The organism is Achromobacter spanius, from assembly GCF_039673305.1.
Lineage (GTDB): Bacteria > Pseudomonadota > Gammaproteobacteria > Burkholderiales > Burkholderiaceae_B > Achromobacter > Achromobacter spanius_F.
In genome coordinates this window covers 1-24,724 of record NZ_JBDJLJ010000072.1, presented here as the reverse complement: position 1 = coordinate 24,724, position 24,724 = coordinate 1, and the positions used below count along the sequence as shown (strand labels likewise).

At 67.4% G+C, this 24,724-nt stretch carries 24 protein-coding genes; 8 read left to right on the top strand and 16 right to left on the bottom strand.

Annotation, left to right across the window (positions count from 1 at the left end; translation table 11 throughout):
* From ABE485_RS28485 to ABE485_RS28445, 9 genes are all read right to left on the bottom strand, one after another.
* Positions 1–432 (bottom strand): biotin/lipoyl-containing protein (locus ABE485_RS28485; protein WP_346518614.1); only part of this gene is annotated, 432 nt, incomplete at its 3' end.
* A 10-nt stretch (positions 433–442) separates the two neighbouring features.
* Positions 443–931 (bottom strand): VOC family protein, encoded by a 489-nt coding sequence (locus ABE485_RS28480; protein ID WP_346518613.1) that lies wholly within the window; start codon positions 929–931, stop codon positions 443–445.
* The gene (locus ABE485_RS28475) at positions 928–3,111 is read right to left on the bottom strand and encodes an alpha-ketoacid dehydrogenase subunit alpha/beta (RefSeq protein ID WP_346518612.1); all 2,184 of its coding nucleotides are present in this window, start codon (positions 3,109–3,111) and stop codon (positions 928–930) included. The genes ABE485_RS28480 and ABE485_RS28475 overlap by 4 nt, the downstream gene beginning before the upstream one ends.
* Positions 3,112–3,148: 37 nt before the next feature.
* Complete coding sequence (locus ABE485_RS28470; RefSeq protein WP_346518611.1) at positions 3,149–3,949, bottom strand: SDR family NAD(P)-dependent oxidoreductase; 801 nt, start codon at positions 3,947–3,949, stop codon at positions 3,149–3,151.
* A 35-nt stretch (positions 3,950–3,984) separates the two neighbouring features.
* Positions 3,985–4,704, bottom strand: a complete 720-nt coding sequence (locus tag ABE485_RS28465; RefSeq protein WP_008168874.1) for an ABC transporter ATP-binding protein — start codon at positions 4,702–4,704, stop codon at positions 3,985–3,987.
* The gene (locus tag ABE485_RS28460) at positions 4,701–5,453 is read right to left on the bottom strand and encodes an ABC transporter ATP-binding protein (RefSeq protein ID WP_057285541.1); all 753 of its coding nucleotides are present in this window, start codon (positions 5,451–5,453) and stop codon (positions 4,701–4,703) included. Before ABE485_RS28460 ends, ABE485_RS28465 begins: the two co-directional genes overlap by 4 nt.
* Positions 5,450–6,724: a branched-chain amino acid ABC transporter permease gene (locus tag ABE485_RS28455; protein WP_346518610.1), complete on the bottom strand. Its 1,275-nt coding sequence runs from the start codon at positions 6,722–6,724 to the stop codon at positions 5,450–5,452. The genes ABE485_RS28460 and ABE485_RS28455 overlap by 4 nt, the downstream gene beginning before the upstream one ends.
* Positions 6,721–7,662, bottom strand: coding sequence for a branched-chain amino acid ABC transporter permease (locus ABE485_RS28450; protein WP_175234835.1), 942 nt, complete (start codon positions 7,660–7,662; stop codon positions 6,721–6,723). The genes ABE485_RS28455 and ABE485_RS28450 overlap by 4 nt, the downstream gene beginning before the upstream one ends.
* Positions 7,663–7,806: 144 nt before the next feature.
* Positions 7,807–9,042: a branched-chain amino acid ABC transporter substrate-binding protein gene (locus ABE485_RS28445; protein ID WP_346518609.1), complete on the bottom strand. Its 1,236-nt coding sequence runs from the start codon at positions 9,040–9,042 to the stop codon at positions 7,807–7,809.
* Positions 9,043–9,533: 491 nt separating this feature from the next.
* Between ABE485_RS28445 and ABE485_RS28440 the strand changes: the two genes are divergently transcribed.
* Both ABE485_RS28440 and ABE485_RS28435 read left to right on the top strand, forming a co-directional pair.
* Complete coding sequence (locus tag ABE485_RS28440) at positions 9,534–10,271, top strand: SDR family NAD(P)-dependent oxidoreductase (protein ID WP_346518608.1); 738 nt, start codon at positions 9,534–9,536, stop codon at positions 10,269–10,271.
* Positions 10,272–10,441: 170 nt separating this feature from the next.
* Entirely contained in the window at positions 10,442–11,188 is a 747-nt protein-coding gene (locus tag ABE485_RS28435; RefSeq protein WP_346518607.1) for a FadR/GntR family transcriptional regulator, read from the top strand.
* A gap of 10 nt (positions 11,189–11,198) precedes the next feature.
* Here ABE485_RS28435 and ABE485_RS28430 read toward each other — a convergent pair whose 3' ends face one another.
* From ABE485_RS28430 to ABE485_RS28415, 4 genes are all read right to left on the bottom strand, one after another.
* On the bottom strand, positions 11,199–12,536 hold the full coding sequence (locus ABE485_RS28430; RefSeq protein WP_346518606.1) for an NAD(P)H-dependent oxidoreductase: 1,338 nt from the start codon (positions 12,534–12,536) through the stop codon (positions 11,199–11,201).
* A gap of 71 nt (positions 12,537–12,607) precedes the next feature.
* Positions 12,608–13,168 (bottom strand): 5'-3'-deoxyribonucleotidase, encoded by a 561-nt coding sequence (locus ABE485_RS28425; RefSeq protein ID WP_346518605.1) that lies wholly within the window; start codon positions 13,166–13,168, stop codon positions 12,608–12,610.
* Between the two features lie 51 nt (positions 13,169–13,219).
* Complete coding sequence (gene thpR, locus ABE485_RS28420; RefSeq protein ID WP_346518604.1) at positions 13,220–13,750, bottom strand: RNA 2',3'-cyclic phosphodiesterase; 531 nt, start codon at positions 13,748–13,750, stop codon at positions 13,220–13,222.
* Positions 13,751–13,833: 83 nt separating this feature from the next.
* A complete protein-coding gene (locus tag ABE485_RS28415) occupies positions 13,834–14,520 on the bottom strand; it encodes a M24 family metallopeptidase (protein ID WP_346518603.1) in 687 nt (228 codons plus the stop codon).
* A gap of 256 nt (positions 14,521–14,776) precedes the next feature.
* Between ABE485_RS28415 and ABE485_RS28410 the strand changes: the two genes are divergently transcribed.
* Positions 14,777–15,733 carry a GlxA family transcriptional regulator gene (locus tag ABE485_RS28410; RefSeq protein WP_346518602.1) on the top strand — a complete coding sequence of 319 codons (957 nt, stop codon included), beginning with the start codon at positions 14,777–14,779 and terminating at the stop codon, positions 15,731–15,733.
* Positions 15,734–15,735: 2 nt separating this feature from the next.
* Here ABE485_RS28410 and cheD read toward each other — a convergent pair whose 3' ends face one another.
* The 3 genes from cheD to ABE485_RS28395 all read right to left on the bottom strand — a co-directional run bounded on the left by cheD (position 15,736) and on the right by ABE485_RS28395 (position 18,566).
* Positions 15,736–16,560, bottom strand: a complete 825-nt coding sequence (gene cheD / locus ABE485_RS28405) for a chemoreceptor glutamine deamidase CheD (RefSeq protein ID WP_346518601.1) — start codon at positions 16,558–16,560, stop codon at positions 15,736–15,738.
* A gap of 339 nt (positions 16,561–16,899) precedes the next feature.
* Positions 16,900–17,808: a cell division protein FtsX gene (locus ABE485_RS28400; protein ID WP_346518600.1), complete on the bottom strand. Its 909-nt coding sequence runs from the start codon at positions 17,806–17,808 to the stop codon at positions 16,900–16,902.
* Positions 17,805–18,566 carry a cell division ATP-binding protein FtsE gene (locus ABE485_RS28395; protein WP_346518599.1) on the bottom strand — a complete coding sequence of 254 codons (762 nt, stop codon included), beginning with the start codon at positions 18,564–18,566 and terminating at the stop codon, positions 17,805–17,807. Before ABE485_RS28395 ends, ABE485_RS28400 begins: the two co-directional genes overlap by 4 nt.
* Positions 18,567–18,856: 290 nt before the next feature.
* Here ABE485_RS28395 and ABE485_RS28390 point away from each other — a divergent pair, with 290 nt between their 5' ends.
* The 5 genes from ABE485_RS28390 to ABE485_RS28370 all read left to right on the top strand — a co-directional run bounded on the left by ABE485_RS28390 (position 18,857) and on the right by ABE485_RS28370 (position 24,407).
* Entirely contained in the window at positions 18,857–19,873 is a 1,017-nt protein-coding gene (locus ABE485_RS28390) for an amino acid ABC transporter substrate-binding protein (protein ID WP_346518598.1), read from the top strand.
* A 168-nt stretch (positions 19,874–20,041) separates the two neighbouring features.
* A complete protein-coding gene (locus ABE485_RS28385; RefSeq protein ID WP_346518597.1) occupies positions 20,042–21,232 on the top strand; it encodes an amino acid ABC transporter permease in 1,191 nt (396 codons plus the stop codon).
* Between the two features lies 1 nt (position 21,233).
* Positions 21,234–22,334, top strand: coding sequence for an amino acid ABC transporter permease (locus ABE485_RS28380; RefSeq protein ID WP_346518596.1), 1,101 nt, complete (start codon positions 21,234–21,236; stop codon positions 22,332–22,334).
* Positions 22,335–22,395: 61 nt separating this feature from the next.
* A complete protein-coding gene (locus ABE485_RS28375; protein ID WP_346518595.1) occupies positions 22,396–23,136 on the top strand; it encodes an amino acid ABC transporter ATP-binding protein in 741 nt (246 codons plus the stop codon).
* Positions 23,137–23,390: 254 nt separating this feature from the next.
* A complete protein-coding gene (locus ABE485_RS28370; RefSeq protein WP_346518594.1) occupies positions 23,391–24,407 on the top strand; it encodes a Bug family tripartite tricarboxylate transporter substrate binding protein in 1,017 nt (338 codons plus the stop codon).
* Positions 24,408–24,724 lie beyond the last annotated feature (317 nt).

Below are 24,724 nucleotides of genomic sequence, written 5' to 3'. Positions count from 1 at the left end.
GGCCGGCGCCGCCGCAGCCGAGGCGGCTCCCGCCGGGTGCTGCGCCACGGCCGTCCCGGGGGCGCGGTCAGGCGATGTCCCGCCGGCCGGCGCTGCGGCAGCCGGTGCTGCGGCAGCTGGCGTAGCGGCAGCCGTGGCCGTCGCGCCGCCATGCTCGGCCAGCGCGCGGTCGATCGCGGCCGCGTCCTCGCCGTCGGCGACCAGCACGCCGATCACGGTGTTGATGGGCACCGAGGCGGGGCCGGCCTGCACGATGATGCGGCCCAGCACGCCGGCCTGTTCGGCGTTGATTTCGACGATGGCTTTTTCGGTTTCGATTTCCGCCAGCGCATCGCCCACTGCGACGCGGTCGCCTTCCTGCTTGAGCCACTGGTGCAGGGTGCCGCCCGAGGCGTCGGCGGCAACGGAGGGGAGCTTGATGAGGTATGCCACGATGTTCTTCCTATTCAGCGGCGCCGGTCAGGTCGGGCCGGTACGCGGCGGGATCGTCGTATTCGACCAGTTCCAGCACATTGCCTTCGGGGTCGCGGAAGAAGGCCAGCCAGGTGCCCGGCCGCACTTCCATCGGCGCGGGCGCGCTGTCGAAGACGACACCCTTCGATTCCAGGGCGCGCACCACGCCGGGCAGGTCGCGCACGATGAAGGTCAGGTAGGCGGCGCCCTGGCGGTCCAGGATGGCCGCGCCGCGCACCGCCGGTTCGGGCGCCACGGCGGGCTGCAGCAGCTTGATGCGCTCGCCGTACGGCGTCTGCAGGCGCGCGACGTCGTAGCCGTGCTGCGTGAGGCCGGTGGCGCGGGCCTTGTCGGCGGGCACGGTCACGCGGTTCACGAGTTTCAGGCCGATGACGCCGGTGTAGAACGCGAGCTGCGCCTCCAGGTCCGCGCAGCAGATGCCGACCTCCATCGGCACGGTCATGTGCAGCGCGCTCATGCCTGTTCTCCCAGGTCCGCCAGCACGTCCGCCAGGCCTGCCATCACTTCGTCGGTGTCGGCGAACGCCGCGCGTTCCAGCACCTTGGAAATGCTGGGCGAGGCCTCGCCGCCGGTGACGCGCTTGATGGGCTGGTCCAGCCAGTCGAAGTAGCGGCGCTGGATTTCGTCGGCCAGCATGGCGCCGTAGGAGGTGCCGCGGGCGCCTTGCTCCACGATCAGCACGTTGTTGGTCTTCTGGATGCTGGCGCCGATGGTGTCCCAGTCCAGGCTGGCGCGGTCCAGCGTGCGCAGGTCGATGACTTCCGCGTCCACGCCCGCGGCTTCCGCGGCGGCCAGCGCGCGGCTGACCATGGACAGGTAGGTCAGGATGGTGACCTTGCCGCCTTCGCGGCGCACGCGAGCGCTGCCGAACGGGATGGCGTAGTCCAGGTCGCCGTCGGGAACTTCGCCCGACGAGGCGTACAGGTCCACGTGCTCGATGACCAGCACCGGGTCCCTGGAGGCCAGCGCCGTGTTCATCAGGCCGACGTACTCATAGGGCGTGGATGGGGCGACGATGCGCCAGCCGGGCGCGGTGGCGAAGATGCCGGCCGGGTCCATGGAATGCTGCGAGCCGTAGCCCGTGCCCATCGCGACCTTGGTGCGCAGCACGAAGGGCACGTCGATGTCGCCGCCGAACATATGGCGCGCCTTGCCGATCTGGTTGAAGATCTGGTCGGCCGCGACCCACATGAAGTCGGGGTACATGAATTCCACGACCGGCTTGTAGCGGCCGTCCATGGCCAGGCCGCCGCCCAGGCCGGCGAAGGCGTTTTCGGAGATCGGCGTGCCCAGCACGCGGTCCGGGTACTTGTCCTTCAGGCCGCGCGTGGCGCCGTTGGTGCCGCCCTTCAGGCGGTGCACGTCTTCGCCCAGGACGACCACGCCGGGGTCCGTTTCCATGCGGCGGTCCAGCACGTCGGCCACGGCGTCGACGAACTTGCGTTCGACCTTCGCGCCGGCGTGGTTCGCGGCTTCCTGGTAGCGCAGGCCGGCCAGTTCCGAGCCGTCGCTGCGCAGGCCCACGTCGCGGAAGTCGGGGCTGGGCCACAGGTCGGCGCGCACGCGGCGCTTGCCGCCGTCGCCGGCCTCGGTCAGGCGGCCGGACACGTCCTTCATCACGTCCTTGCAGCGCTGGCGCAGGGCGTCGACGTCGGCCTGCGTGACGAGCTTGCGGGCGATCATCTCGGAGGCGATCCGGTCCAGCGGATCGCGCTGGCGCCATTGCGCCTCTTCGTCCTTGGTGCGGTAGCCGAAGGCGCTGCCGGGGAAGGGGCCGTTCTGGTGGAAGAAGCGGTAGACGTCCACTTCGACGATGGTCGGGCCCTTGCCGGCGCGCATGTGCGCCACGGCTTCCGACATGGCCAGGTGCACGGCCAGCGGATCCATGCCGTCAACCTTCCACGACGGGATGTTGAAGGCCAGGCCGCGCGCCGACAGGCGCGGTTCGGCGGTGGATTCCTCGACCGTGGTGGACACCGCGTAGCGGTTGTTCTCGATGAAGAAGCACAGCGGCGTCTTCCATGCGGCGGTGAGGTTCATCGTTTCCAGCACGGAGCCGATGTTCACCGCGCCGTCGCCGAAGTAGGTCACGGCCACGCGGTCGGTGCCCGCGTGCTTGTGCGCCCAGCCCGCGCCGGCCGCCAGCGGCACGCCGCCGCCCACGATGGCGTTGGTGCCCAGCGCGCCTGCTTCCAGCCAGCGCAGGTGCATGCTGCCGCCGCGGCCGCGGCAATAGCCGTCCGCCAGGCCCATGATCTCGGCCAGCGTCTTGTGCAGGACTTCATCGATGGCGGGCGTGAGCGGGTTGCGCGGGTCCAGGCCCAGCGGCGCCACGTGCTGCAGCGCCTTGGCCAGGAACTGATGGTGGCCGCGGTGCGAGCCGTTTATCTGGTCGCCGGCGCCCAGCGCCAGCACCGACCCGACGGCGCCGCCTTCCTGGCCCACGGACGAATGCGCGGGGCCGTGCACCAGGCCTTCGGCAGCCAGTTCCAGCACGGCTTCTTCGAAGGCGCGGATCCAGTGCAGCTGGGTCAGCATCGTGCCGAGCAGGGCGGGGTCAGCCTGCTGCCAGTCCGAGGCCTCGGCCGTCAATTGCCGCCAGGGCGCCTGGGGCTCGAGCGGTTGGTAGGTGGCCATGAGTGAATCTCCAGAATGTTTTTGAGCGTCGGTGCGGTTAGAGGTAGCTGTAGCGGCTCCAGCCGCCGTCGGCCACCAGGGTGTGTCCGGTGATGTAGGCGGCCTGGCGCGAGGCCAGGAAGACCGCCAGGTCGGCCATCTCGGCCGGTTGCGCCATGCGGCGCAGGGGCGTGCGTTGCTTCAGGCGTTCCGGGTCCAGCCGGCCGCGAGCGGCCAGGTCGCGCACCAGGTCGGTCTCGACGTAGCCGGGCGCCAGCGCGTTGACGCGCACGCCCATCGGGCCCCATTCCACGGCCAGGGTCTCGGTCAGCAGCACCACCGCGCCCTTGGTGGCGCAATAGGCGGCGCGGTCGGGCGCGGCCACCACGCCGTACATCGAGGCCAGGTTGATGATGCTGCCCGCGCCGGCGGGGACCATGCGCCGGCCGGCGGCCTGGGCGCACAGGAAGACGCCGGTCAGGTTGATGTCCACGGCGCGGCGCCATTCGTCCACGGTGACCTCCAGCGTGGGCTTGTTGGCCGAGATGCCGGCGTTGTTGACCAGCACGTCGATGCGGCCCCAGGCCTGCTCGACCTGGGCGAAGGCGCGTTCGACGGCGTCGGCGTCGGTGACGGACGCCTGCACGGCCATGGCCTGCACGCCGGTGCCCGCGCCGGCGCCCGCCAGTGCCGCAACGGCGGCGTCCAGCGCGGCGGCGTCCATGTCCAGCAATGCGACGCGCGCGCCCTGGCGGGCGAAGGCCTGCGCGGTGCTGTAGCCGATGCCCTTCGCGCCGCCGGTGATCACGACCGTCTGGCCGCGCAGGTCGGCATGGATGACTTCAGGGATGTTGTCCAAGATGTGAGCCTGTAAAGGGTGAATACGTGGCCGGCTCAGACCGCCAGCCATTCCTGGACGACGTCCTGGCGCTCATGCAGCTGCGCGGGCGGTCCTTCGAACACGATGCGGCCGTGGCCCATCACGCTGACGCGGGTGGACACCTTCAGCGCGATGGTCAGCTTCTGTTCCACCAGCACGACAGACACGCCGCGCTTGTGGATGTCCCGGATCACGTCGGCGATCACTTCGACGATCTTGGGCGCCAGGCCTTCGGTGGGCTCGTCGATCAGCATGACCTTGGGGTTGCCCAGCAGCGAACGGCACATCGTCAGCATCTGCTGCTCGCCGCCCGACAGGTTGCCGGCCTTGGTGTTGCTGCGTTCCTTCAGGCGCGGGAAGTAATCGAACATCTGCGCCACCGTCCAGAACGGCGCGTCGTCGCGCCGGGGCTGTTCGCCCATGCGCAGGTTCTCGTCCACCGTCAGGTTGGCGAAGACCTCGCGCTCCTCGGGCACGAATCCCAGTCCGGCGCGCGCGATCTCGAAGGGGCGCTTGTTGGTGATGTCGCGGCCTTCGATGGCGATGCGGCCGCCAGTCACGTCCACCAGGCCCATGATGCTCTTCATGGTGGTGGAGCGTCCCGCGCCGTTGCGGCCCAGCAGGCTGACCACTTCGCCGCGGCCGATCGACAGGTCGATGCCGTGCAGGATGTGGCTCTTGCCGTAATGGGCGTGCACACCCTGCAGCGACAAAAGGGGGGATTGCGTCGTCATACCGTTTCCTCTCCCAGGTAGGCTTCGCGCACGCGGGCGTCGCCGCGGATGGCGGCGGGCGTGCCCGTGGCCAGGATTTCCCCGTAGACCAGCACGCTGATGCGGTCGGCCAGCGAAAACACCACCTGCATGTCGTGCTCGACGATCAGCAGGGTGCAGTCGCGCGTCACTTCCTTGATGAGCTCGACGGTGTAGTCGACCTCGTGCTGCGACATGCCGGCCATGGGCTCGTCCAGCAGGATGACCTTGGGGCGCGACGCCAGCGTCATGCCGATTTCCAGCGAGCGCTGCTCGGAATAGTTCAGGTCGCCGGCGGCGGTGTCCTGCTTGGCCGTCAGCCGCACTTTTTCCAGCAGGCGGTCCACATCCTCGTTCACGGCGCGGTTGCGCGCGATGGGACGCCAGAAGTTGTAGACCAGCCCATGCATGCGCAGCACCGCCAGCCGCAGGTTTTCACGCACGGACAGGCGCGGGAACACGTTGGTGATCTGGAACGAGCGCGCCAGGCCCAGGCGGTTGATGGCCTCGGGCGCAAGGCCGCCGATGGAGCGCGAGCGCAGGTTGATGTCGCCCGACGTGGGTGCGAACGAGCCCGACATCAGATGGAACAGCGTGGACTTGCCCGCGCCGTTGGGGCCGATGACGGCGTGGCGTTCGCCGGCTTCGATGGCCAGGTTCACGCCGCGGATGATCTGCGCTTCGCCAAAGGACTTGCGCACGTCGGTCAGGGTCAGGATTTCGTGGCTCATTGGGCGGGCTCCAGCAGGGGGGCAGCGGCGTCGGCGTCGCGCCACAGGGCCAGCGCCCAGCGGCAGGCCGCGAGGCCGGCGGCGAACAGCGCCAACGGCACCAGCCAGGTCGACACGGCAAGCGGCGCCCAGTCCTGGCCGAACAGCGGGATGGCGGGCCAGCCGGCGTCGGGATTCATGGCGAGCAGGGCGCGGTAGTCGCGGGCGAACATGCGCTGCAGCAGCTCCACCGTGAACACGGTGGCGCCGGTGAGCAGCAGGCCGCCGGCCACCGACACCGCGGCGCGCGGCAGCCAGTTGGCCAGCCCGCGCTCGCGCAGCGACTTGGCGGCGCGTTGCACCAGGCCGACCAGGCCGTCCGGCACGAACAGCATCACCAGCACGAACAGGATGCCCTGGTACAGCAGCCAGGACCGGGTGATATCGGCCAGCGTCTGCGACAGGAAGGTCAGGATGGAAGCGCCCAGCACCGGGCCCAGGAACGCGTTGACGCCGCCGATGTAGGCGAACAGCACCGCGTCGGTGGACAGCTTGACCTCGAACAGCACGTAGTTGCCGGCCTCGATGTTCAGCGCCTGCAAGCCGCCCGCGATGCCGGCGAACATGGCCGACAGCGCGAACACCATGGTCTTGAGCGCATGCGGCCGGTAGCCCAGGTAGCGCAGGCGGTTGGCGTTTTCGCGCAGGCCCAGCGTCAGCCGGCCCAGCGGCGTGCGGGTCAGGCCGTACAGCGCCGCCAGCGACACCAGCACCCAGGCCAGCACCAGGAAGTACACCTCGATGTCGGAGCCGAAGGTAAAGCCCCAGGCGGGCATGCGCATGGCGGACACGCCGGCCTCGCCGCCGAAGACGCCCTTCAGGTGCGGCGCCAGCGCGTGCAGGAGTTCGGCGAGCGCCAGCGTGATCATCGAGAAGTACACGCCCGAGCGCATGGTGGCGAACCACCCGGCAACCAGCCCGAACAGCAGGCCGGCCACGCCGCCCACCAGCGGCATCAGGGGCGTGGGCAAAAGGCCCGCGCCGCCCAGCGCGTTCATGGCGTGGATGGTGGCGAAGGTGCCGACGCCGAAGTAGGCGGCGTGGCCGAAGGACAGCATGCCGCCCTGGCCGGCCAGCAGGTTGAAGGCGCAGGCGAACAGCGCCGCGATCAGCATCTGCACGGCGGCCACGAGCTGGCCCGGGGGCAGCAGCCAGGGCAGCGCGCACAGCGCGGCCACGCACAGGATCAGCAGCAGCGCGCCGGTGGCGCGCCGGGTTTGGGTGTGGCTCATGCCTGTTCTCCCTTCAGGCCCGACGGCTTGACCAGCAGCACCACCAGCATCAGCAGGAAGGGCAGGGTCGCGGCCAGGCTGGAAATCTTCACGGTCATCAGGCCGCCCACGCTTTCCGCCCATTCACGCGCCCCGAACAGGCCGAACAGGGTGGCAAGGCTGGCGTCGATCCCGACCGAGAACGAACTGATCAGCCCGATCAGGAGCGAGGCGATCATTGCGCCTTCCAGCGAACCCAGGCCGCCGACGACGACCACCACGAACACCAGCACGCCCAGTTCCAGCGCCATGTTCGGATTGGTGGTGTAGAACGCGCCCGCGACCGCGCCGGCCAGGCCCGCCATCGCGGCGCCCACGCCGAACACGCTCATGAAGACCAGCGGCACGTTGTGCCCCAGGGCCTCGGCCATGCGCGGGCGGTAGATGGCCGAGCGCACCACGATGCCCACGCGGGTGCGCGACAGCAGCAGGTAGATCACGGCGAACATCGCCAGCGACACGCCGCCCATCAGCAGGCGGTAGAACGGATAGTCGGCGTCGAACACGCGGAACGCCGCGAAGTTCAGGAACTGCGGCACGCGGTAGTCGACCGGGAAGTCGCCATAGAACAGCTTGATCAGTTCGGCGACGATGAACGCCAGGCCGAAGGTCACCAGCAGTTCCTGCGCGTGGCCGAACTTGTGCACGCGTCGCAGGAAGAAGCGCTCGACGCCCATGCCCAGCACGCCGGCGATGATCGTGGCCAGCACCAGGGCCGTCCAGAAGCCCGTGACGGGCGTGAGGGTGTAGGCGGCGTACGCGCCTATCATGTAGAACGAGGCGTGCGCGAAGTTCAGCACGCCCATCATCCCGAAAATCAGTGTCAGGCCCGCCGACACCATGAATAGCAGCAGGCCGTAGATCACGCCGTTCAACAGCGAGACGGTAAAGTATTCCATGTCCGCTCCAAGAATCTTGCGCGGAACGCCGGGCGTTCCGCGAGCGATTGCGCACGCCGTTTTTTCCCGGCCCGCGCCGGGGGTGCGCTTGTTGTGTGCAGTCGGCGGGCGCGCGTCGTCAACGCGCAGCCCGCCGAGCCTTCATCAGTTCGGACGCTGCATCTTGCAGGTGGCCTGCACCGGCGCGGACACGTCCGCCGCGGCCAGCACCTTGACCGGCTCAAAGCCCATGTCGGTGCCGTCGGCCTTGTACTTGGCGTTCTTGCCCACCTTGGACACCACCATCGGCAGCTGCACCTGGTGGTCTTCGGCACGCATGGTGTATTCGCCCAGCGCCGAGGTATAGGTGACCTTTTCCAGCGCGCGGGCCAGTTCGGGCACCGACAGCTTGCCGTCCTGCGGCTTGATCTGCTTGAGGGCCTCGCCCAGGAAGCGCACGCCGATCACCGTCTGCGGCTCGGTGTAGCTGGGATAGTGGCCCGTCTTGGACTTGTAGTCCTCGGCGAACTTGGCGCCTTCGTCGCCGGCGGCCTCGATGTTGTACGGATGGGCGATGTAGTGGCCCAGCGCGACATCGCCGGCGTTGGCCAGGTTGCCCACCTGGTCCAGGAACACCGTCGCGAAGCGCACCTTCAGGCCGGCGGCCTGCGTGGCCTTCATGAGCAGCAGCAGGTCATTGGACCAGTTGCCGGTGATCACGGTGTCCGGCGTGGCCGAGCGGATGCGCGCGACATAAGGCGCGAAGTCCTGGATCTTGTTGACTTCATGCAGCGTCTTGCCCACCACTTCGTAGCCGTATTGCTTGGCGAAGCGCTCGGTGGCGCCTTCCATGTCCTGGCCCCACGAGTAGTTCTGATTGATGGCGTACACGCGCTTGCCCAGCGTGCCGTCGGCCGACATCACCGAGGCCAGGGCCTTGACGCGCAAGTCGGCGTTGGTGGTGAAGCGGAAATGGTAGAAGTGGCACTTCTGGCCGGTCAGCTCCAGCGCTTCGCCGCCCACGTTCAGGAACACGACTTCCTTGCCGGGGTTGCGCAGGTTGTGCTTGCGCACGTCTTCGGTGAGCTGGCCCGAGATGGCCGACGACGAGCCCTGCACCAGGATCTGCACCCCTTCGGCGGCCGCGGCGCGGAAGCGATCCGAGGCGCCCACCGGACCGCCCTGGTTGTCGAACTCCACCAGTTCCAGCGGCTGGCCGTTCCAGCCGCCGGCCGCGTTGATGCGGTCCAGCTCATATTTGACGGCGGCGCGGAACATCAGGCCGGTCGAGGCCTGGGGACCCGACAGCGTTTCGATCAGGCCGATCTTGACGGGCGCGGCCTGGGCCGATGCGGCGAGTCCGGCCAGGCACAGCAGGCCGGTGGTGAAAGCCAATTTCATGCGTGTCTCCTCCGTGGGACGGGAGTGTGGTGATTCCGTTGATCAGGCAGGCGCGGCAGCCGCGGCGCCCGCAAGCCGGAAGGGCGCGCGGGCAGGGCGGAGCGGGGACGAGGGGAAAGCGCGGGCCACGGACGCGGAATGCGCCGCGGCGGTACGCCGGCCGGGCAGGACATGGGGCCGCCGGGGCGTCTGGATGTGCGCCGTCGGGCGTGCCGAGGGCGCGGATGCGGTCATGCTGCCGGTGAAGTTCACCTGGTTGTCCCCTGCCTGTTATGCGGCGTGCGCCGTGTTTTTCTGACCGACTTGCCGACAGGCGCGACTTGATTTACGCTTTGCCGATAAGTTGTCAGGCAACTTTATTAAGTTGTCCGATAAATCATAGGGCAAGCGTTTTTCTCGTGTCAAGCAGTGGATTCAGGAGTTCAATCTGGATTGCGCGGCGGGCGCGACAGGCATGCGGGCCCGTCCAAAAACAGGTATCAGGAGACAGGATGATTTCGTTCGAAGGGCAGGTTGCCGCCATCACGGGCGCGGGCAACGGCATCGGTCTGGCCACGGCCCGCCTCATGGCCGCGCATGGCGCGCGGCTGGTGCTGACCGACATCGACAACGCGCGGCTGCAGGAGGTCGCGGCCGAGCTCGACCCCACCGGACAGCGGGTGTACACCCATGCGCTGGACGTATCGGTGTCGCACGACTGCGAACGCGTGTTTGAAGCGGGCGCCAAGCACTTCGGCGGGCTGGACCACCTGGTCCATTGCGCCGGCATCTACCCCGAGCGGCTGGTCAAGGACACCAGCGACGAATCCTGGCGCACGCTGATGCGCGTCAACCTGGACGGCACGTTCTACGTGTGCCGCGCCGCCCAGCGCCACCTGCGCCACGACGGCTCGATCGTCCTGTTGACGTCGTTGGCCGCGCAGCGCGGCAGCTATGCGCACGCGGCCTATTCCGCGTCCAAGGGCGCGGTGCAGAGCTTCACGCGCAGCCTGGCGCTGGAACTGGCGCCGCAGATCCGCGTAAATGCGGTGGCGCCCGGCATCATCGCCACGTCCATGACGCACGACCTGATCGGCCAGAAGGGGACGCAATTGCTGGAAAGCACGCCGCTGCGCCGCTTCGGCACCCCCGAAGAGATCGCGGGCACGATCGCGTTCCTGTGCTCGCCGCTGGCGGCCTTCGTGACGGGCGAAGTCATGCAGGTCAACGGCGGCATCTACATCGCGTAGGGCGCGGCGGCGCCCCAGGACAACCGGCAAAAATCCTATAATTTTTCACGGGCGCCGCCGCTGCAAGATGCAGGACCACGCGGGACATCCGCGCGGAAACCCTGTGCGGGACATTCCTATAAACATGGCTGCCGCGCAAGCGCGCCGCCCTCACGTTCCAACGATTCCACATGCAGCCCAGTCAAGAACAAGACCCGCAGCGCGCCGCGCCCCGGAGTTCGCTGTCCGCGGCGGTGGCGGACGCCCTGGCCGACCAGATCCGCCAAGGCGTGCTGGCCCCCGGCGACCGCCTGCCCACCGAAAAGCAGCTGACCGAAATGCACTCGGTCAGCCGCGCGGTCGTGCGCGAAGCGCTGGCGCGCCTGAAGTCCGAAGGCCTGGTGACCTCGCAGCAGGGCAGCGGGGTGTTCGTCGACCCGAATTTCCAGAAAAACGCCTTCCGCATCGCCGCGCCCACGCCGGGCGACAACCAGGACCTGGAACACATCCTGGAACTGATGCTGTCCATTGAAGTCACGGCCGCGCGCTACGCGGCGCAGCGGCGCACGGAGCCCGACCTGAAGAAGATCCGCCAGGCGCTGGTGGGCATGGAATACGCGCTCATCAACGACAAGCTGGGCGACGAAGAAGACTACCAATTCCACCAGGCCATCGTGCAGGCCACGCACAATCCGCACCTGGTGGCGCTGAACGACTACCTGGAAGCGAATGTGCGCCGCGTCATCCGCAGCGCGCGCCACAACACGGCCCGCATGTACGCCGAACGCATGGCCGCGGTGCAGAGCGAGCACCAGGCCATCTTCGCCGCGATCGAATCCGGCGACCCCGACGCCGCCGGCCGCGCGGCGGAACAGCATCTGCGCAACGCCGCCGACCGGCTGCGGCTGTTCCAGGCGGAACGGCCGGCGCCGGTCTAGCGGCCTGCGCCTACGCGAACGTCTGCTCCATTTCGCGGCGGAACTGCACCGCCGTCGAACGTTCGTCGTACTCCACGTCGCGCCAGCGGATCGCCTGCGACTGGCGCACGGGGTGCTTCAGCTTGACCTGGTGCGACAGGCCCAGCGGCAGATAGCCTTCCTCGACCGAGTCGGGCGCCGGCATCAGGCGGCCATAGACCGTGTAGCCGCCTTCGCCGTCCAGGATCTGGCCCGCTTGCAGATCGCGCTTGGCGGTGGCGACGACGTCGCCGTGCCAGCCGGCCGGCGCGCCCGTGGGTTCGCGCCGCAGGCCCACGCTGGCAACGCTGATGCCCAGTTCCAGCCCGATCAGGTGATAGGGCTTGTACATGGCGGTGAAGTTGCCGCTGGGGTCCGTGACCAAGCCGTATTCCTGGAAGCAGCGGCGCACGTAGTCGCTGTCCGCCGCCAGCGTCACGTAGACGCCCCAGCGCAGGTCGCGGAACACCGGCCGGCCGTCGCGTTCCAGCGACGAGATCACCTCGACCTGGCCGCGATGGTGCAGGATGCCGCCGTCTTCGCGCGGGCGCAGCACGCGGGCCAGGTCGTCCACGCCGCAAGGCGGGAAGTGCAGGCCGGACGGCGAGGGCAGCAGGCCCGTGGCGTTGGACACCGCCGCCATTTCGATCGCGCTCTTGGTGCCGTCCAGGAAACTGTTGAACATCTGCGCATTGAAGTCGCCCGCCGCCACCATTTCGGCGGTGAAGCCGTAGTAGGGCCAGACGGTGTCGGGCGTGGAGGTGTGGAATTCGGGCAGGTACTTGGTGCCCTTGCCGGCGGCCATGACTTCAAAGCCGCTGGCCCGCGCCCAGTCGACCATTTCGCAGATCAGCGCGGGCTGGTCGCCGTAGGCCAGGGAATAGACGATGCCGGCTTCGCGCGCGCGGCGCGCAAGCAGGGGGCCGGCCAGCGCATCGGCTTCGACGTTGACCATGATGATGTGCTTGCCGTATTCGCAGCAGGCCAGCACGTGGCCGATGCCGGCGGCGGCCTGGCCGGTGGCGTCGATGATGATGTCGACGTCGGGGCTGGCGATGACGGCGCGGGCGTCGTCGCAGAAATAGACCTTGCCGTTCTTGTACGCGTCATTGATGCTGCCGGCGTTGAGCGCGCTGGCGGGCCAACCCACCCGGGTCAGCGCGGCGCGGGCGCGGTCGGGCACCAGGTCGGCCACCGCGACCAGGCGGATTCCCGGCGTGCGCGGGGCCTGGCTCATGAACATGGCGCCGAACTTTCCGGCGCCCAACAGTGCAACACGCAAAGGCTTGTGGTCGGCTTCTCGCTGCTTGAGCAGACGGTGCAGATTCATGGCGCGGGCTCCTCCTGGGTGGGGCGTACGACTCCACAGGATAGTCCCAAACGATGACGGCTGAACAGGACTCAGGCGTCTGCCGTATAGAGCTCGCCCGCCAGCACGTTGCGCCAGTTTTGCCAGGTGATCCGGGGACGGTCCGCGACCTCGCGGTTGTAGGGCGCGTCGAACAGGATGTGCTTCCAGCGCGGCCGCGCGGCGCCCTCGATTTTCGGCTTGTCGTCGATGAGCAGATGGCCCTGCACCAGGGTCTTGTCCTTGGTCAGGATCAGGCGGTTGGTGGCCTCGCGGCCCAGGTGCCTTTCCACCCACAGGTACTTTTCGGCCACGCAGTTCTCGAACTGGGACAGGGGCGACGAGCAGATGCGCACGTCCATGCCCAGCGCCAGCAGTTCCTTCACCGCGTCCAGCGCGCCCGGCACGGGCGGCAGGTTGCGGATGAAGCCCGGCGCTGTATAGATGGCCTCGGCCATGCCGCGTAGTTCGGGGGCGTAATCCTCGCGGATGTAGAACGACTTGCGGTCCTCGAAGGCCACCGGCGCGATGTCGGGGTGGCGCTCGCGCCAGGCGTCGATGAACGCATGCTCAAAGTCGGCCAGCACGCCGTCTTGATCCAGGAGGATGATCATGGTGGTCCCAGTGGGTTGCAACCCCAGGATTGTGCCCTAGCGGGCAGCCTTCTAGCCGCCGAGCGGGCGCGATTGCGCCACCATGCGGTAGCGGCTGCCGCCCGTGAGCGATTCGGAGGCCACCAGCACCATGCGGTCATAGCGCCATGGCAGCGGCGCCGGCGTTTCCTCGGGCGGGTGGGGGTGGACGATGTTGCGCAGCAGCGTGACGTGCGGCCGGAACGGCTGGGGCGGCGGCGCGAGTCCGTAGCCGCCCAGCCACCGCCAGAGTTCGTCGTGCGCGGCCTGCAAGCCGGCGGGCGTTTCAGCCGGCCCTGCCCAGAGGATGCGCTGGCGGCCGAAGACGCCATATCGCTCCATCGCGACCTCGCCGGGCGCCAGACGGTGCTCCGGCGTGGCGGCCGCCAGTTCGTCCGCCAGCGCGGTGTCGACCGGACCCAGGAAAGCCAGGGTCAGGTGCAGCGTCTCGGTGCGCATGGTCCGGCCGCCGCAGGTCAGGCGAGCCTGCTCTGCCCAGCCGGCAAGCGACGCCGCCAGCGGGGGAGATGGCCACAAGGCGAAGAAGAGGCGGATGGCGGACATGCGGTGATTGTAGGGGGCTGGGGACGGTGTGGCGCGCGCGGGGCCGCCTGGGTTTCCGGGACGCGGCACGTCGCCGTTGCGCCTTAGCCGTAGTGGGCGTCGTCCAGCAGCATGTCCTCGAAGAACGCCCCGAAACGGCGCTGCGGATCGAGCAGGTGGATTTCCAGAATCCAGCGCATTTCCGATGGCGCGATGTCCAGATCGGCGAGCGAGCCGGTGTGGATCGCCGCGTGCGGGAAGTCCGAGACACGGTGGCCGGGCAGGTCGAAGTTCAGTTCCCAGCCCATGGCCCGCGCCTGGCGGTCGGCGTAGGCGTACAGCGCCTGTCCGGTCAGGCGGTCGCGCAGCCAGACGCCGCGCACGTCGTGGAACAGCGCTTGCGCGTCGCGGGCGCAGCGGGCCTGCCCGGCATCGTCGCCCACGGTGTAGGTCTTGCCGCCGTCGCCTTCCCAGGCATCGAGCCGGGGCGCGATGTCCAGGAAGTAGATGTCGTGTTCGCCCAGCACCACGCCCGGCTCGGAGGGCTGGCGCATGGATTTCAGGGTATTGGCGCCGAAGCGCACGCGGGTGGGGTGCCAGCTCAATGCCATGCCCGCGTCGACCAGCGTCTGCTTGGCCAGCCTGACCGCATCTTCTTCCACCATGCCCGGCCGGATGCGGGCGGCGATGTCGGCGATGGCCTGGCGCGTTTTGTTGCGCGCCCGCAGCATGCCGTCCACGGAGAAGGCGGGGCCGACGCGTTCGCTGGCGGGGAAAGGGGAAATTGTCATGGCGGGATTCCACAAGGCTTGGGCGCGGCGGGATGCCGGGCCGGACGGGAATCAGTCTGGACTCCGGGCGGACGGCGCGCGACAGCCTTGCGGGACCAAATCGCGCCAGTCTGGCGCGTTTGCGGGCCAAACCGGCAACCAGGGGTGGTTTCGCGCCGGCTTGCGGCGATTTGCGGCCAGCGCCGGCTATTCGCGGCGGCGGACGGGCGGTGCTGGGCTAAGGTAGCGCTTTGCCATCCGGCGCCAGCCGCTTGCCATGAAAACCGTCGCCATCGTCGTGTTCCCCGGGGTGCAGGCCCTGGACGTCAGCGGGCCGCTGGACGTGTTTGCGGAAGCCAACCGCTTCCTCCTGCCCGCGCAGCAATATCGGCTTGAGCTCATCGGCCTGACGCGGGGCGCCGTGCCGTGTTCCAACGGCATGACGATCCTGCCGCACCGGCACCATGCCGACGTTGCCGATACCTTCGATCTGCTGCTGGCGGCCGGTGGCCCGGGCTTGCCGGACCAGCGCGAGCCCCCCGACGCACTGGCCTGGCTGCGCGCCGCCTGTGACCGTGCGGCGCGCTACGGGTCGATCTGCAACGGCGCCTTCCTGCTGGCGCGCGCGGGCCTGTTGCAGGATGCCGTCGTCACCACCCACTGGAACGATGCCCAGGCGCTGGCGGCGCGGTATCCGGCGTTGCGGGTGGAGGCGGACCGGCTCTATGTGCAGGACGGCCGCCTGCATACGTCGGCGGGGGTGACGGCGGGCATCGACCTGTCGCTCTACCTGCTGGCGCAGGACCACGGGCCGGACGTTGCGCTGAACGTGGCCAAGCGGCTGGTGGTGTTTACGCAGCGCGCGGGCGGGCAGTCGCAGTTCAGCCCCTTCCTGACGCCGTTCGTCGAGGAGACCTCGGCGGTGGCGCAGGTGCAGCAGCACGTGCTGGCGCACCTGTCCGAAGATCTAGGCCTGGCCGAGCTGGCCGCCGTGGCCCGGATGAGCCGGCGCAATTTTTCCCGGGTGTTCCGGCGCGATGCCGGGGTGACGCCGGCGGAGTTCGTGGAATGCGCCCGGGTGGACGCGGCCCGGGCGCGGCTGGAGCGCGACGCGACGCCGCTCAAGACCGTGGCGTATGAATGCGGCTTTCGCGACGCGCGCCATCTGCGCGAGGTGTTCACCCGCAGGCTGGGCGTGTCGCCCGGCCAGTATCGCGCCAGCTTCGGTTTCTGAGATCAGTTGCCGGCGGTCTCGGGCTTGGTCCGGCGGGTGATGCCGGTATCGAAGCGCTCGACGCCGGGGCGTGCAGGACGGTCGAAACGTTCCACGCCGGGGCGGGCAGGGCGGTCGAAGCGTTCGACGCCCGGGCGGTTCAGACGTTCCACGCCGGGACGGTCCGCGGCGGGCCGGTCCGCGGCGGGACGGTCGAAGCGCTCGACGCCGGGCCGCGTGAACCGTTCGATCCGCGGCGGGGACGCCGTCTTGGCCGCCACGCTCTGCGCCGCGGCCTGTTCGCGCTTGGCGATGATTTCTTCGGCGCGCTGGTGGTGCGGGGCCATCTTGCGCACCATCACCCGGCCGTCGCGCGGGAAGTAATTGATGCGGCGGGCGTGCACGTCGCCCAGGTCCTGCGCCTTGACGGGGATGCCTTCCGTCTTCAGGTAGTTCAGCACGAACTCGCCGTTGCGTTCGCCGATGTTCATCTGCTGCATGGCCGCCAGCACCGCGCCGCCGCCGAACACCTTGGCTTCCAGGCGGTCGCGCGAGGCGCCGGCCTTGAGGAGTTCGTTGATCAGGACTTCCATGGCGAATGCGCCGTAGCGCATGGTCGCCGAGGCGGGCGACTGCATGTCGCCTTCCGGCAGCATGAAGTGGTTCATGCCGCCCACGCCCGTGACCGGATCGTGGATGCATGCGGCGACGCAGGACCCGAGCACGGTCGAGATCATCAGGTTTTCATCAGTGACGTAGTACTCGTTGGGAAGTACTTTCACTGCCTGACATTGGAACGCGCTGTCAAAGTAATGACGCGTTGCGCGGGCTTCAAGACGAGCGACCATGGGACTGAAATTTAAGCAAAAACGGCGATTGAGACACTGGAAATGCTGGGCGTAGCGGTGTTTGTATCAAAACATGTACAAAAATGTCGCTTTATTCTTGCATATCCCGGCAGTCAACGGGAGAAAACTATGTAAATGCGACCAAAGGCCGTCGCTTATTGGTGATTCCTGCCGCCGTTCGGTCCGGGATACGCCCGGGCGCCCGCGCGGAAGGCAGGCAACCATCCTACACAGGGCGATTGGCGGTCTTTCCCCGGATCACGGGGAGGAACGGGCTTCAGACGGACCTTTAGACCCGGGCCGCGCCGGGCTTGGATGTCCAGGAACCGGCCGGCGGGCCTAGAACCGCGTGCTGCGGGTGACCGACCAGCGGGCGGACAGGGCGCCCAAAGCGGCTGACGCGATGACCGCGCCGATCAGCACGGAGGTGCCGGGCAGGTGCAGGGCGAACTCGGCCCCGTAGCTGCGGGCCAGTCCGACCAGAGCGTCGTTCAGGGGCGACAGCGCGATGGCCGCCACCCCGATGGCCAGCACCGAGGCCAGGGCGCCCGACAGCGCGCCCAGGTACAGGAAGGGCCGCCGCACGAAGGATTCGGTGGCGCCGACCAGCCGCGCCACGCCGATTTCCTCGCGTTGCGAGAGCGCCTGCATGCGCACGGTATTGAAGACGGTGGCCAGCACCACCACCGCCACGCAGGCGGCCAGGAAACCCAGGCCGATGCGGGCAAAGCGCAGGATGGCTTCCAGCCGCTGCACCCAGGCGCTGTCGAGCTGCACCAGGTCCACGTGGTTCCATTGTTTCCAGGCCGTCGCCAGCGTGTCGGCGCGGCCGGCCAGGTTGTCGCCCTCGGCCAGCGTGACCACCACCGCGTCGGGCAGCGGGTTGCCCGGCAGCACGGCCAGCGCCTGCTGCCAGGCGGGGTTGGCGCGCAGGTCGGCCAGGGCGTCTTCGCGGCCCACGACCCGGACCGCGCGCACGTCCTGCTGGAATTCGTCCTTGATGCGCTTGGCCACGTCCGCGGCCGCGCCCGCGGGGGCATCGACGCGCATGAAGACGGTGACCTCGGGGGTGACGGACATCTCGCGCGCGACCGGCTGCACCGACACCAGGATGGCGCTGCCCAGCAGCGGCAGCGCCAGCGCCAGGGCCATGACCAGCAGGTTGGCAAGCGAGGAGAACGGCTGCTTGATCAGCCGGCGCAGGGTGACCAGGAGCGCGTAGCGGTGTTGCCGAAGCCAGGAGTTCATGCGGACTCTCCCGGGTGGCCCAGGCCCGGCTCGGCGCGGCCCTGGCGGGCCGGCGCCTGGCCCGGCTGCGGGGCTGCGGTCTCGGCAGGCGTGGCGGGGCCGTGGGAATCGGCGAACTTGCCCGGATCGATGCGCAAGGTGCGGGTGGCGTAGCGCGCCATGAGGTCCTGGTCGTGCGAGGCGATCAGCGTCGTCACGCCGACGCGGTTGAAGTCGCGGAACACATTCATGATGCGTTGCGCGTTGTCATGGTCGAGATTGGCGGTGGGCTCGTCCGCGATCAGGATGGCCGGCCGGTTGACGATGGCGCGGGCGATCGCCAGCCGCTGCTGCTCGCCGCCCGACAGTTCGATGGGATTGAGGTCTTCCTTGCCTGACAGCCCAACCTTGTCCAGCGCCGCCCGCGCGCGCGAGGCGGCGGAATCCCAGGGATGGCCCTGGACGGCCAGCGGCAGCATCACGTTTTCGAACGCGCTTCGATCGAACAGCAGGTGGGTGTCCTGCAGGATGACGCCCACCGCGCGCCGCAGGTAGGGCCGGGCGCGGGCGGGAAGCTTGTCCAGCCGCTGGCCGTTGACCTGGATGGATCCGCGGCTGGCGGGCTCCAGCCCGCCGATCAGCTTGAGCAGGGTGGACTTGCCGGCGCCGGATGGCCCCGATACGAAAACGAATTCTCCCGCGCTTACGCGGAAGTTGATGTCGGCCAGGATATTGCGGCCGCGACCATATGATTTGAATACGTGCTGGAATTCGATCATGGCGGCTGTCAGATGAAGCCGCCATAGTAACTCGGGGACAGTAAGGCAGCCTACACCCTCGTCGCGCGGGTGGCCGGGTGGGATCGGCCGGATGGCCGAAGCCATGTTCGTCAGCGCAAAAACGCGTCCCTGATTTTGGTCAAAAACAGCGTTTCATTTCATCCAGTGTCCCTATATTTCAAGGGAATTCCCGGATGCGCCGCGTGCTTTGCGGACGCTACCATCCGCCCAATGCGTCGGCCCAACCCGGCCTGCGCTTTGGATTCGCTTCATCCCACACGGAGATCACGATGAAAGTACTGAAACTCGCTGCCATTGGCGCTGCCCTGCTTGCTGCATCCTCGGCTGCCAATGCGGGCGCAACCTTCGATAACGTCAAGAAGAAAGGGTTTGTCCAGTGTGGGGTTTCGACGGGCATCCCGGGTTTCTCCATCGCTGACAGCAAGGGCGAATACAAGGGCATCGACGTGGACATGTGCCGCGCCATCGCCTCGACGATGTTCGGCGACGCCACCAAGGTGAAGTTCACCCCCCTGAACACGCAACAGCGCTTCACCGCGCTGCAGTCCGGCGAAGTCGACGTGCTGACCCGCAACACGACCGTCACGCTGACCCGCGACACCACGCTGGGCCTGATCGGCGTGGGCGTGAACTACTACGACAGCCAGGGCGTCATGGTCTCCAAGGACCTGAACGTCAAGAGCGCAAAGGAACTGAACGGCGCCACGATCTGCGTGCAGCCGGGCACCACCACCGAACTGAACCTGGCTGACTGGTTCCGCGGCCAGAAGATCGAGTTCAAGCCTGTCGTGATCGACAAGTACGACGAAATCATCCGCGCCTTCTCGGCCGGCCGCTGCGACGCCTTCACGACCGACAAGTCGCAGCTGGCTTCCACCCGCACCACGCTCGAGAACCCGGACAAGTTCGTCATCCTGCCGGAAGACTTCTCCAAGGAGCCGCTGGGCCCCATGGTCCGCCAGGGCGACGAGCAATGGTTCAACATCGTGCGCTGGTCGCTCAACGCCATGCTCGAGGCCGAGGAATACGGCATCACCAAGGCCAACGTCGATGAAATGACCAAGAGCCCCAACCCCAACATCCAGCGCATCCTGGGCGTGACCCCGGGCATGGGCAAGAACCTGGGCGTGGACGACAAGTGGGCCTACAACATCATCAAGAACGTGGGCAACTACGGTGAAAGCTTCGAAAACACGCTGGGCAAGAACAGCGCGATGAAGCTGGAACGCGGCTTGAACGCTTCGTACAAGCAAGGTGGCTTGATGTACGGCTGGCCGGTGCGCTGACGCGCGGCTGCCTGGCAAGACGGAGCACGGCGCTCCGTTTTGCCTAGGGCCTGTCTGCACTTGACGTGTATTCTTGACAGGCCCTAACCCGCCTCGCGGCGGGCGGCAGAAGTGGGTGGCGCGGTTTTTCCGGATGGCCACCCGGTGTCCGACTTCTGTAGATTCATCATGACGACTCCCAACAAAAACGCCCCGATTTCGGCACCCCCACGGCGTCTGAACTGGAACGATCCCGGCGTGCGCTCCGTGGTCTACCAGGTGCTTGCGCTGACCGCGGTAGCCTGGGCCGTGTGGTTCCTGGTTTCAAACACCCTCCATAACCTTTCCGTGCGCAATATCGCCACGGGCTTCGGGTTCCTGAACCGCGAGGCAGGGTTCGCGATCGGTGAAACACCCATCGCCTACAACCCCTCGGACACCTACGGCCGCGCCATCCTGGTGGGCCTGCTCAACACGCTGCGCGTGGCCGTCATCGGCATCGTGCTGGCCACCATCCTCGGCACCCTCATCGGCATCGGCCGCCTGTCCAAGAACTGGCTGGTGTCCAAGATCACGTCCGTGTACGTCGAGGTGATGCGCAACGTGCCGCTGCTGCTGCAGCTTTTCTTCTGGTACGCGCTGATCACCGAAAACATGCCCGGCCCGCGCCAGGCGCACAATCCGCTGCCGGGCGTGTTCATTTCCAACCGCGGCCTGAAGGTGCCTTCGCTGGAAGGCAATTCGCTGGACTGGATGCTGGCCGGACTGGGACTGGCCATCGTGGCCATCATCCTGCTGGGCCACTGGGGCAAGAAGCGCCAGGAAGCCACGGGCCAAGTCTTCCCGCTGGGCCGCGCGGCCATCGGCCTGCTGATCGGCCTTCCGATCATCGGCTGGCTGGTCAGCGGCGCGTCGCTGACGCTGAACATGCCGGAGCTCAAGGGCTTCAACTTCTCGGGCGGCCTGACGCTGTCGCCGGAATTCGCCGCGTTGCTGGCGGGCCTGGTGATCTACACGTCGGCGTTCATCGCCGAAGTCGTGCGCTCGGGCATCCAGGCGGTCAACAACGGCCAATGGGAAGCCGCCGGCTCGCTGGGCCTGCCGCGCGCCAAGGTGCTGCGCCTGGTGATCCTGCCGCAGGCGCTGCGCGTCATCATCCCCCCGATGACCAGCCAGTACCTGAACCTGACGAAGAACAGCTCGCTGGCCGTGGCCATCGGCTACCCCGACATCGTGTCGGTGGTGAACACGACGTTGAACCAGACGGGCCAGGCCATCGAGGGCATTCTCATCATCATGGGCGCGTACCTGACGGTCAGCCTGTCGATCTCGATCTTCATGAACTGGTACAACAAGCGCATCGCGCTGGTGGAGCGTTGATATGAGCAGCACTACGCATACCCCCAGCGAAGCCCTGCCGCCGCCTAGCAACCAGGTGGGCGTATGGGCCTGGTTCAAGAGCCGCCTGTTCTCGTCGCCGCTGAACATCCTCATCACGGTGCTGCTGGCGTGGTTCCTGCTGATGGCGATTCCGGCGCTGGTGGAATGGGCCTTCATCAAGGCCAATTTCAACGCGACCAACGCCCAGGAGTGCCGCGCTTCCGGCGGCGCCTGCTGGGCGTTCATCATTGAAAAGCACCGGCTGATCCTGTTTGGCACCTATCCCTTCGATGAGCAATGGCGGCCGCTGATCGCCACCATCATCCTGGTGGCGGTGATCGTCTGCAGCGGCATCCGCCGCTTCTGGAACTGGAAGCTCGCCGTCATTTGGACCGTGGGCCTGACGGCCGTGGCGCTCCTGATGTGGGGCGGCGTGTTCGGCCTGACCTACGTGGAAAACTCGCGCTGGGGCGGCCTGCCGCTCACGCTGATCCTGTCCACGTTCGGCATCGCCTTCGCGTTTCCGATCGGCGTGCTGCTGGCCCTGGGCCGGCGCTCGAAGATGCCCGCGATCAAGGCGCTGTGCGTCGTGTACATCGAGCTGATCCGCGGCGTGCCGCTCATCAGCCTGCTGTTCATGTCGTCGGTGATGCTGCCGCTGTTCCTGCCGGAAGGCTTTTCGATCGACAAGCTGCTGCGCGCGCAGATCGCCATCATCATGTTCGCGGCGGCCTACATCGCCGAGACGGTGCGCGGCGGCCTGCAGGCCATCCCCAAGGGGCAGTACGAGGGCGCGGATTCGCTGGGCCTGAACTACTGGCAGCAGATGCGCAAGATCATCCTGCCGCAGGCGCTCAAGATCGTGATTCCGCCGCTGGTCAGCATCTTCATCGCGCTGTTCAAGGACACGTCGCTGGTGGTGATCATCGGTATCTTCGACCTGACGCTGGCGGCCAAGGCAGCCTTGTCCGACGCGGCATGGCGCGGATTCGGGGTGGAGGCGTACCTGTTCATTTCGCTCATCTACTTCGTATTCTGCTTCTCCATGTCCAAATACAGCCAGGCGCTGGAAAAACGCCTGGCCACGGGTCACGCACGATAGCAATATGCCGCGCGTCCGCCGCAAGGCGGGCGCGCCCAGCGATACTTACGGGAGTACAGGCATGTCGGATGCCATTATTCGTTTGCAGGACGTGAACAAGTGGTACGGCCAGTTCCACGTGTTGCGCAACATCAACCTGGACGTCGCGCCAGGCGAGCGCATCGTGGTGTGCGGACCTTCGGGTTCGGGCAAGTCCACGATGATCCGCTGCATCAACCGCCTGGAAGAGCACCAGAAGGGCCACATCATCGTGGACGGCACGGAGCTCACCAATGACCTGAAGCACATCGAGACGATCCGCAAGGACGTCGGCATGGTGTTCCAGCACTTCAACCTGTTCCCGCACCTGACGGTGCTGGAAAACCTGACGCTGGGCCCCATGTGGGTGCTGAAGAAGCCGCGCGCGGAAGCCGAGGCGACCGCGATGAAGTATCTGCAGCGCGTGCGGATTCCGGAGCAGGCCACGAAGTTTCCCGGCCAGCTGTCGGGCGGCCAGCAGCAGCGCGTGGCGATCGCGCGGTCGCTGTGCATGAATCCCAAGATCATGCTGTTCGATGAGCCCACTTCCGCGCTGGATCCGGAAATGGTGAAGGAAGTGCTGGACGTGATGGTCAGCCTGGCCCAGGAAAGCGGCATGACGATGATCTGCGTGACCCACGAAATGGGTTTCGCGCGCAAGGTCGCCAACCGCGTGATTTTCATGGACCGGGGCGAGATCATCGAACAGAACAGCCCGGACGAGTTCTTCGACAATCCGCAGAACGAACGGACCAAGCTCTTCCTGAGCCAGATCCTGCACTGATCCGCCAAAACCGCCTTCGGGCGGTTTTTCTTTGGTCCGGCAAGACCGGGGGCGCCCGCATCGGCGCTGCGCGCCGGCGTTCCGTCCCCGACGCCGGACCCTGCCAGGGAACGCCTGCGACGGCCGCCCGGATAAGGGAAGACGCTCCAATCCCCGGAAGTCCGGCCGATCTGCCCGGTATCCCTTTGTTACGACCTTCACGTCCGTGGGGTATGCTACTGACCGCCATTGATCCGGAGTGAGGAGAACAAATCATGACGCATACCCCCCGCAGCGCCGTGCGCCGCGCCCTGTTGCAAGGCGCCGTGGCGCTGGCCGCGGCCCTGCCTTTTGCCGCGCCCGCGCTGGCGCAGGCCACCGATTTCCCGACCAAGCCGATCCGCTTCGTCGTTCCCTATCCGCCTGGCGGCCCGCTGGACACGATGGCCCGCATGCTGGCCGAGAAGGTGCGCGGCTCGCTGGGCCAGCCCGTGATCGTGGAGAACCGCTCGGGCGCGGGCGGCAACATCGGCGCGGACCTGGTGGCCAAGGCCCAGCCTGACGGCTATACGCTGGTGATGGGCGCGGTGGCGACGCACGCGATCAATCCCTGGCTGTTCGCCAATCTGCCCTACGACCCGGTGAAGGATTTCGCGCCGGTGACGATCGTGGCGTCGGTGCCGAACGTGCTGGTGATGAACGTGGAGTTCGCACAGAAGAACAAGATCGAGAAGCTGGCCGACCTGATCGATTACGCGAAGAAGAACCCGGGCAAGCTGAACTACGGTTCGGGCGGCAACGGCAGCGCGGGCCATCTGTCGGGCGAGCTGCTGAAGGCGCGCGCGGGCATCAATGTGGAGCACATTCCCTACCAGGGCGCGGCGCCGGCGCAGTTGGCGCTGTTGTCGGGCCAGTCGGATTTCATGTTCGACAATCTGGCGGCGTCGGCGCCGCTGATCAAGGACGGCAAGGTGAAGGCGCTGGCGGTCACGACCGCGAAGCGTTCGTCGCTGCTGGCGGATGTGCCGACGGTTGAAGAGTCGGGCGTGAAGGGCTTTGACCTGGGCACGTGGTTCGGGGTGTTCACGACGGGCGGCACGCCGGCGCCGGTGGTGGCGAAGCTGAACAAGGCTTATGCCGAAGCGATGGGGCAGCCGGATGTGAAGCAGCGTCTGCTGACCATGGGGTCCGAGGCGGGCGCGATGACGCCTGAGGCGTTTGCCGATTTTGTGAAGGCCGAGAAGGCGAAGTATCAGGAGATCGTGAAGATCTCGGGTGCCAGCTTGAACTGATGCCTGGTTTGGATGGTGGGCGTTGATGGATTATTGATGCCCATTGTTTTTGACGCCCGTCTGGGGTTTGTTCCAGGCGGGCGTTTTCGTTTTCTGGTGGCGTCGGGTGCGTGGCTGGCTTATGGCTGTGTTCCAGTGACGCCCGGCGCTTGGCTGGCGTAGGGCGGTGTTCTAGTGACGCACCGCGCGTGGCTGGCGTAGGGCGGTGTTCTGGTGACGCACGGAGCGTGGCTGGCGTAGGGCGGTGTTCTAGTGACGCCCGGCGTGGCGGCGGCCTGGGGTGCGCGGGGCTACGATTGCGGTCCGGAGCGTTCGCT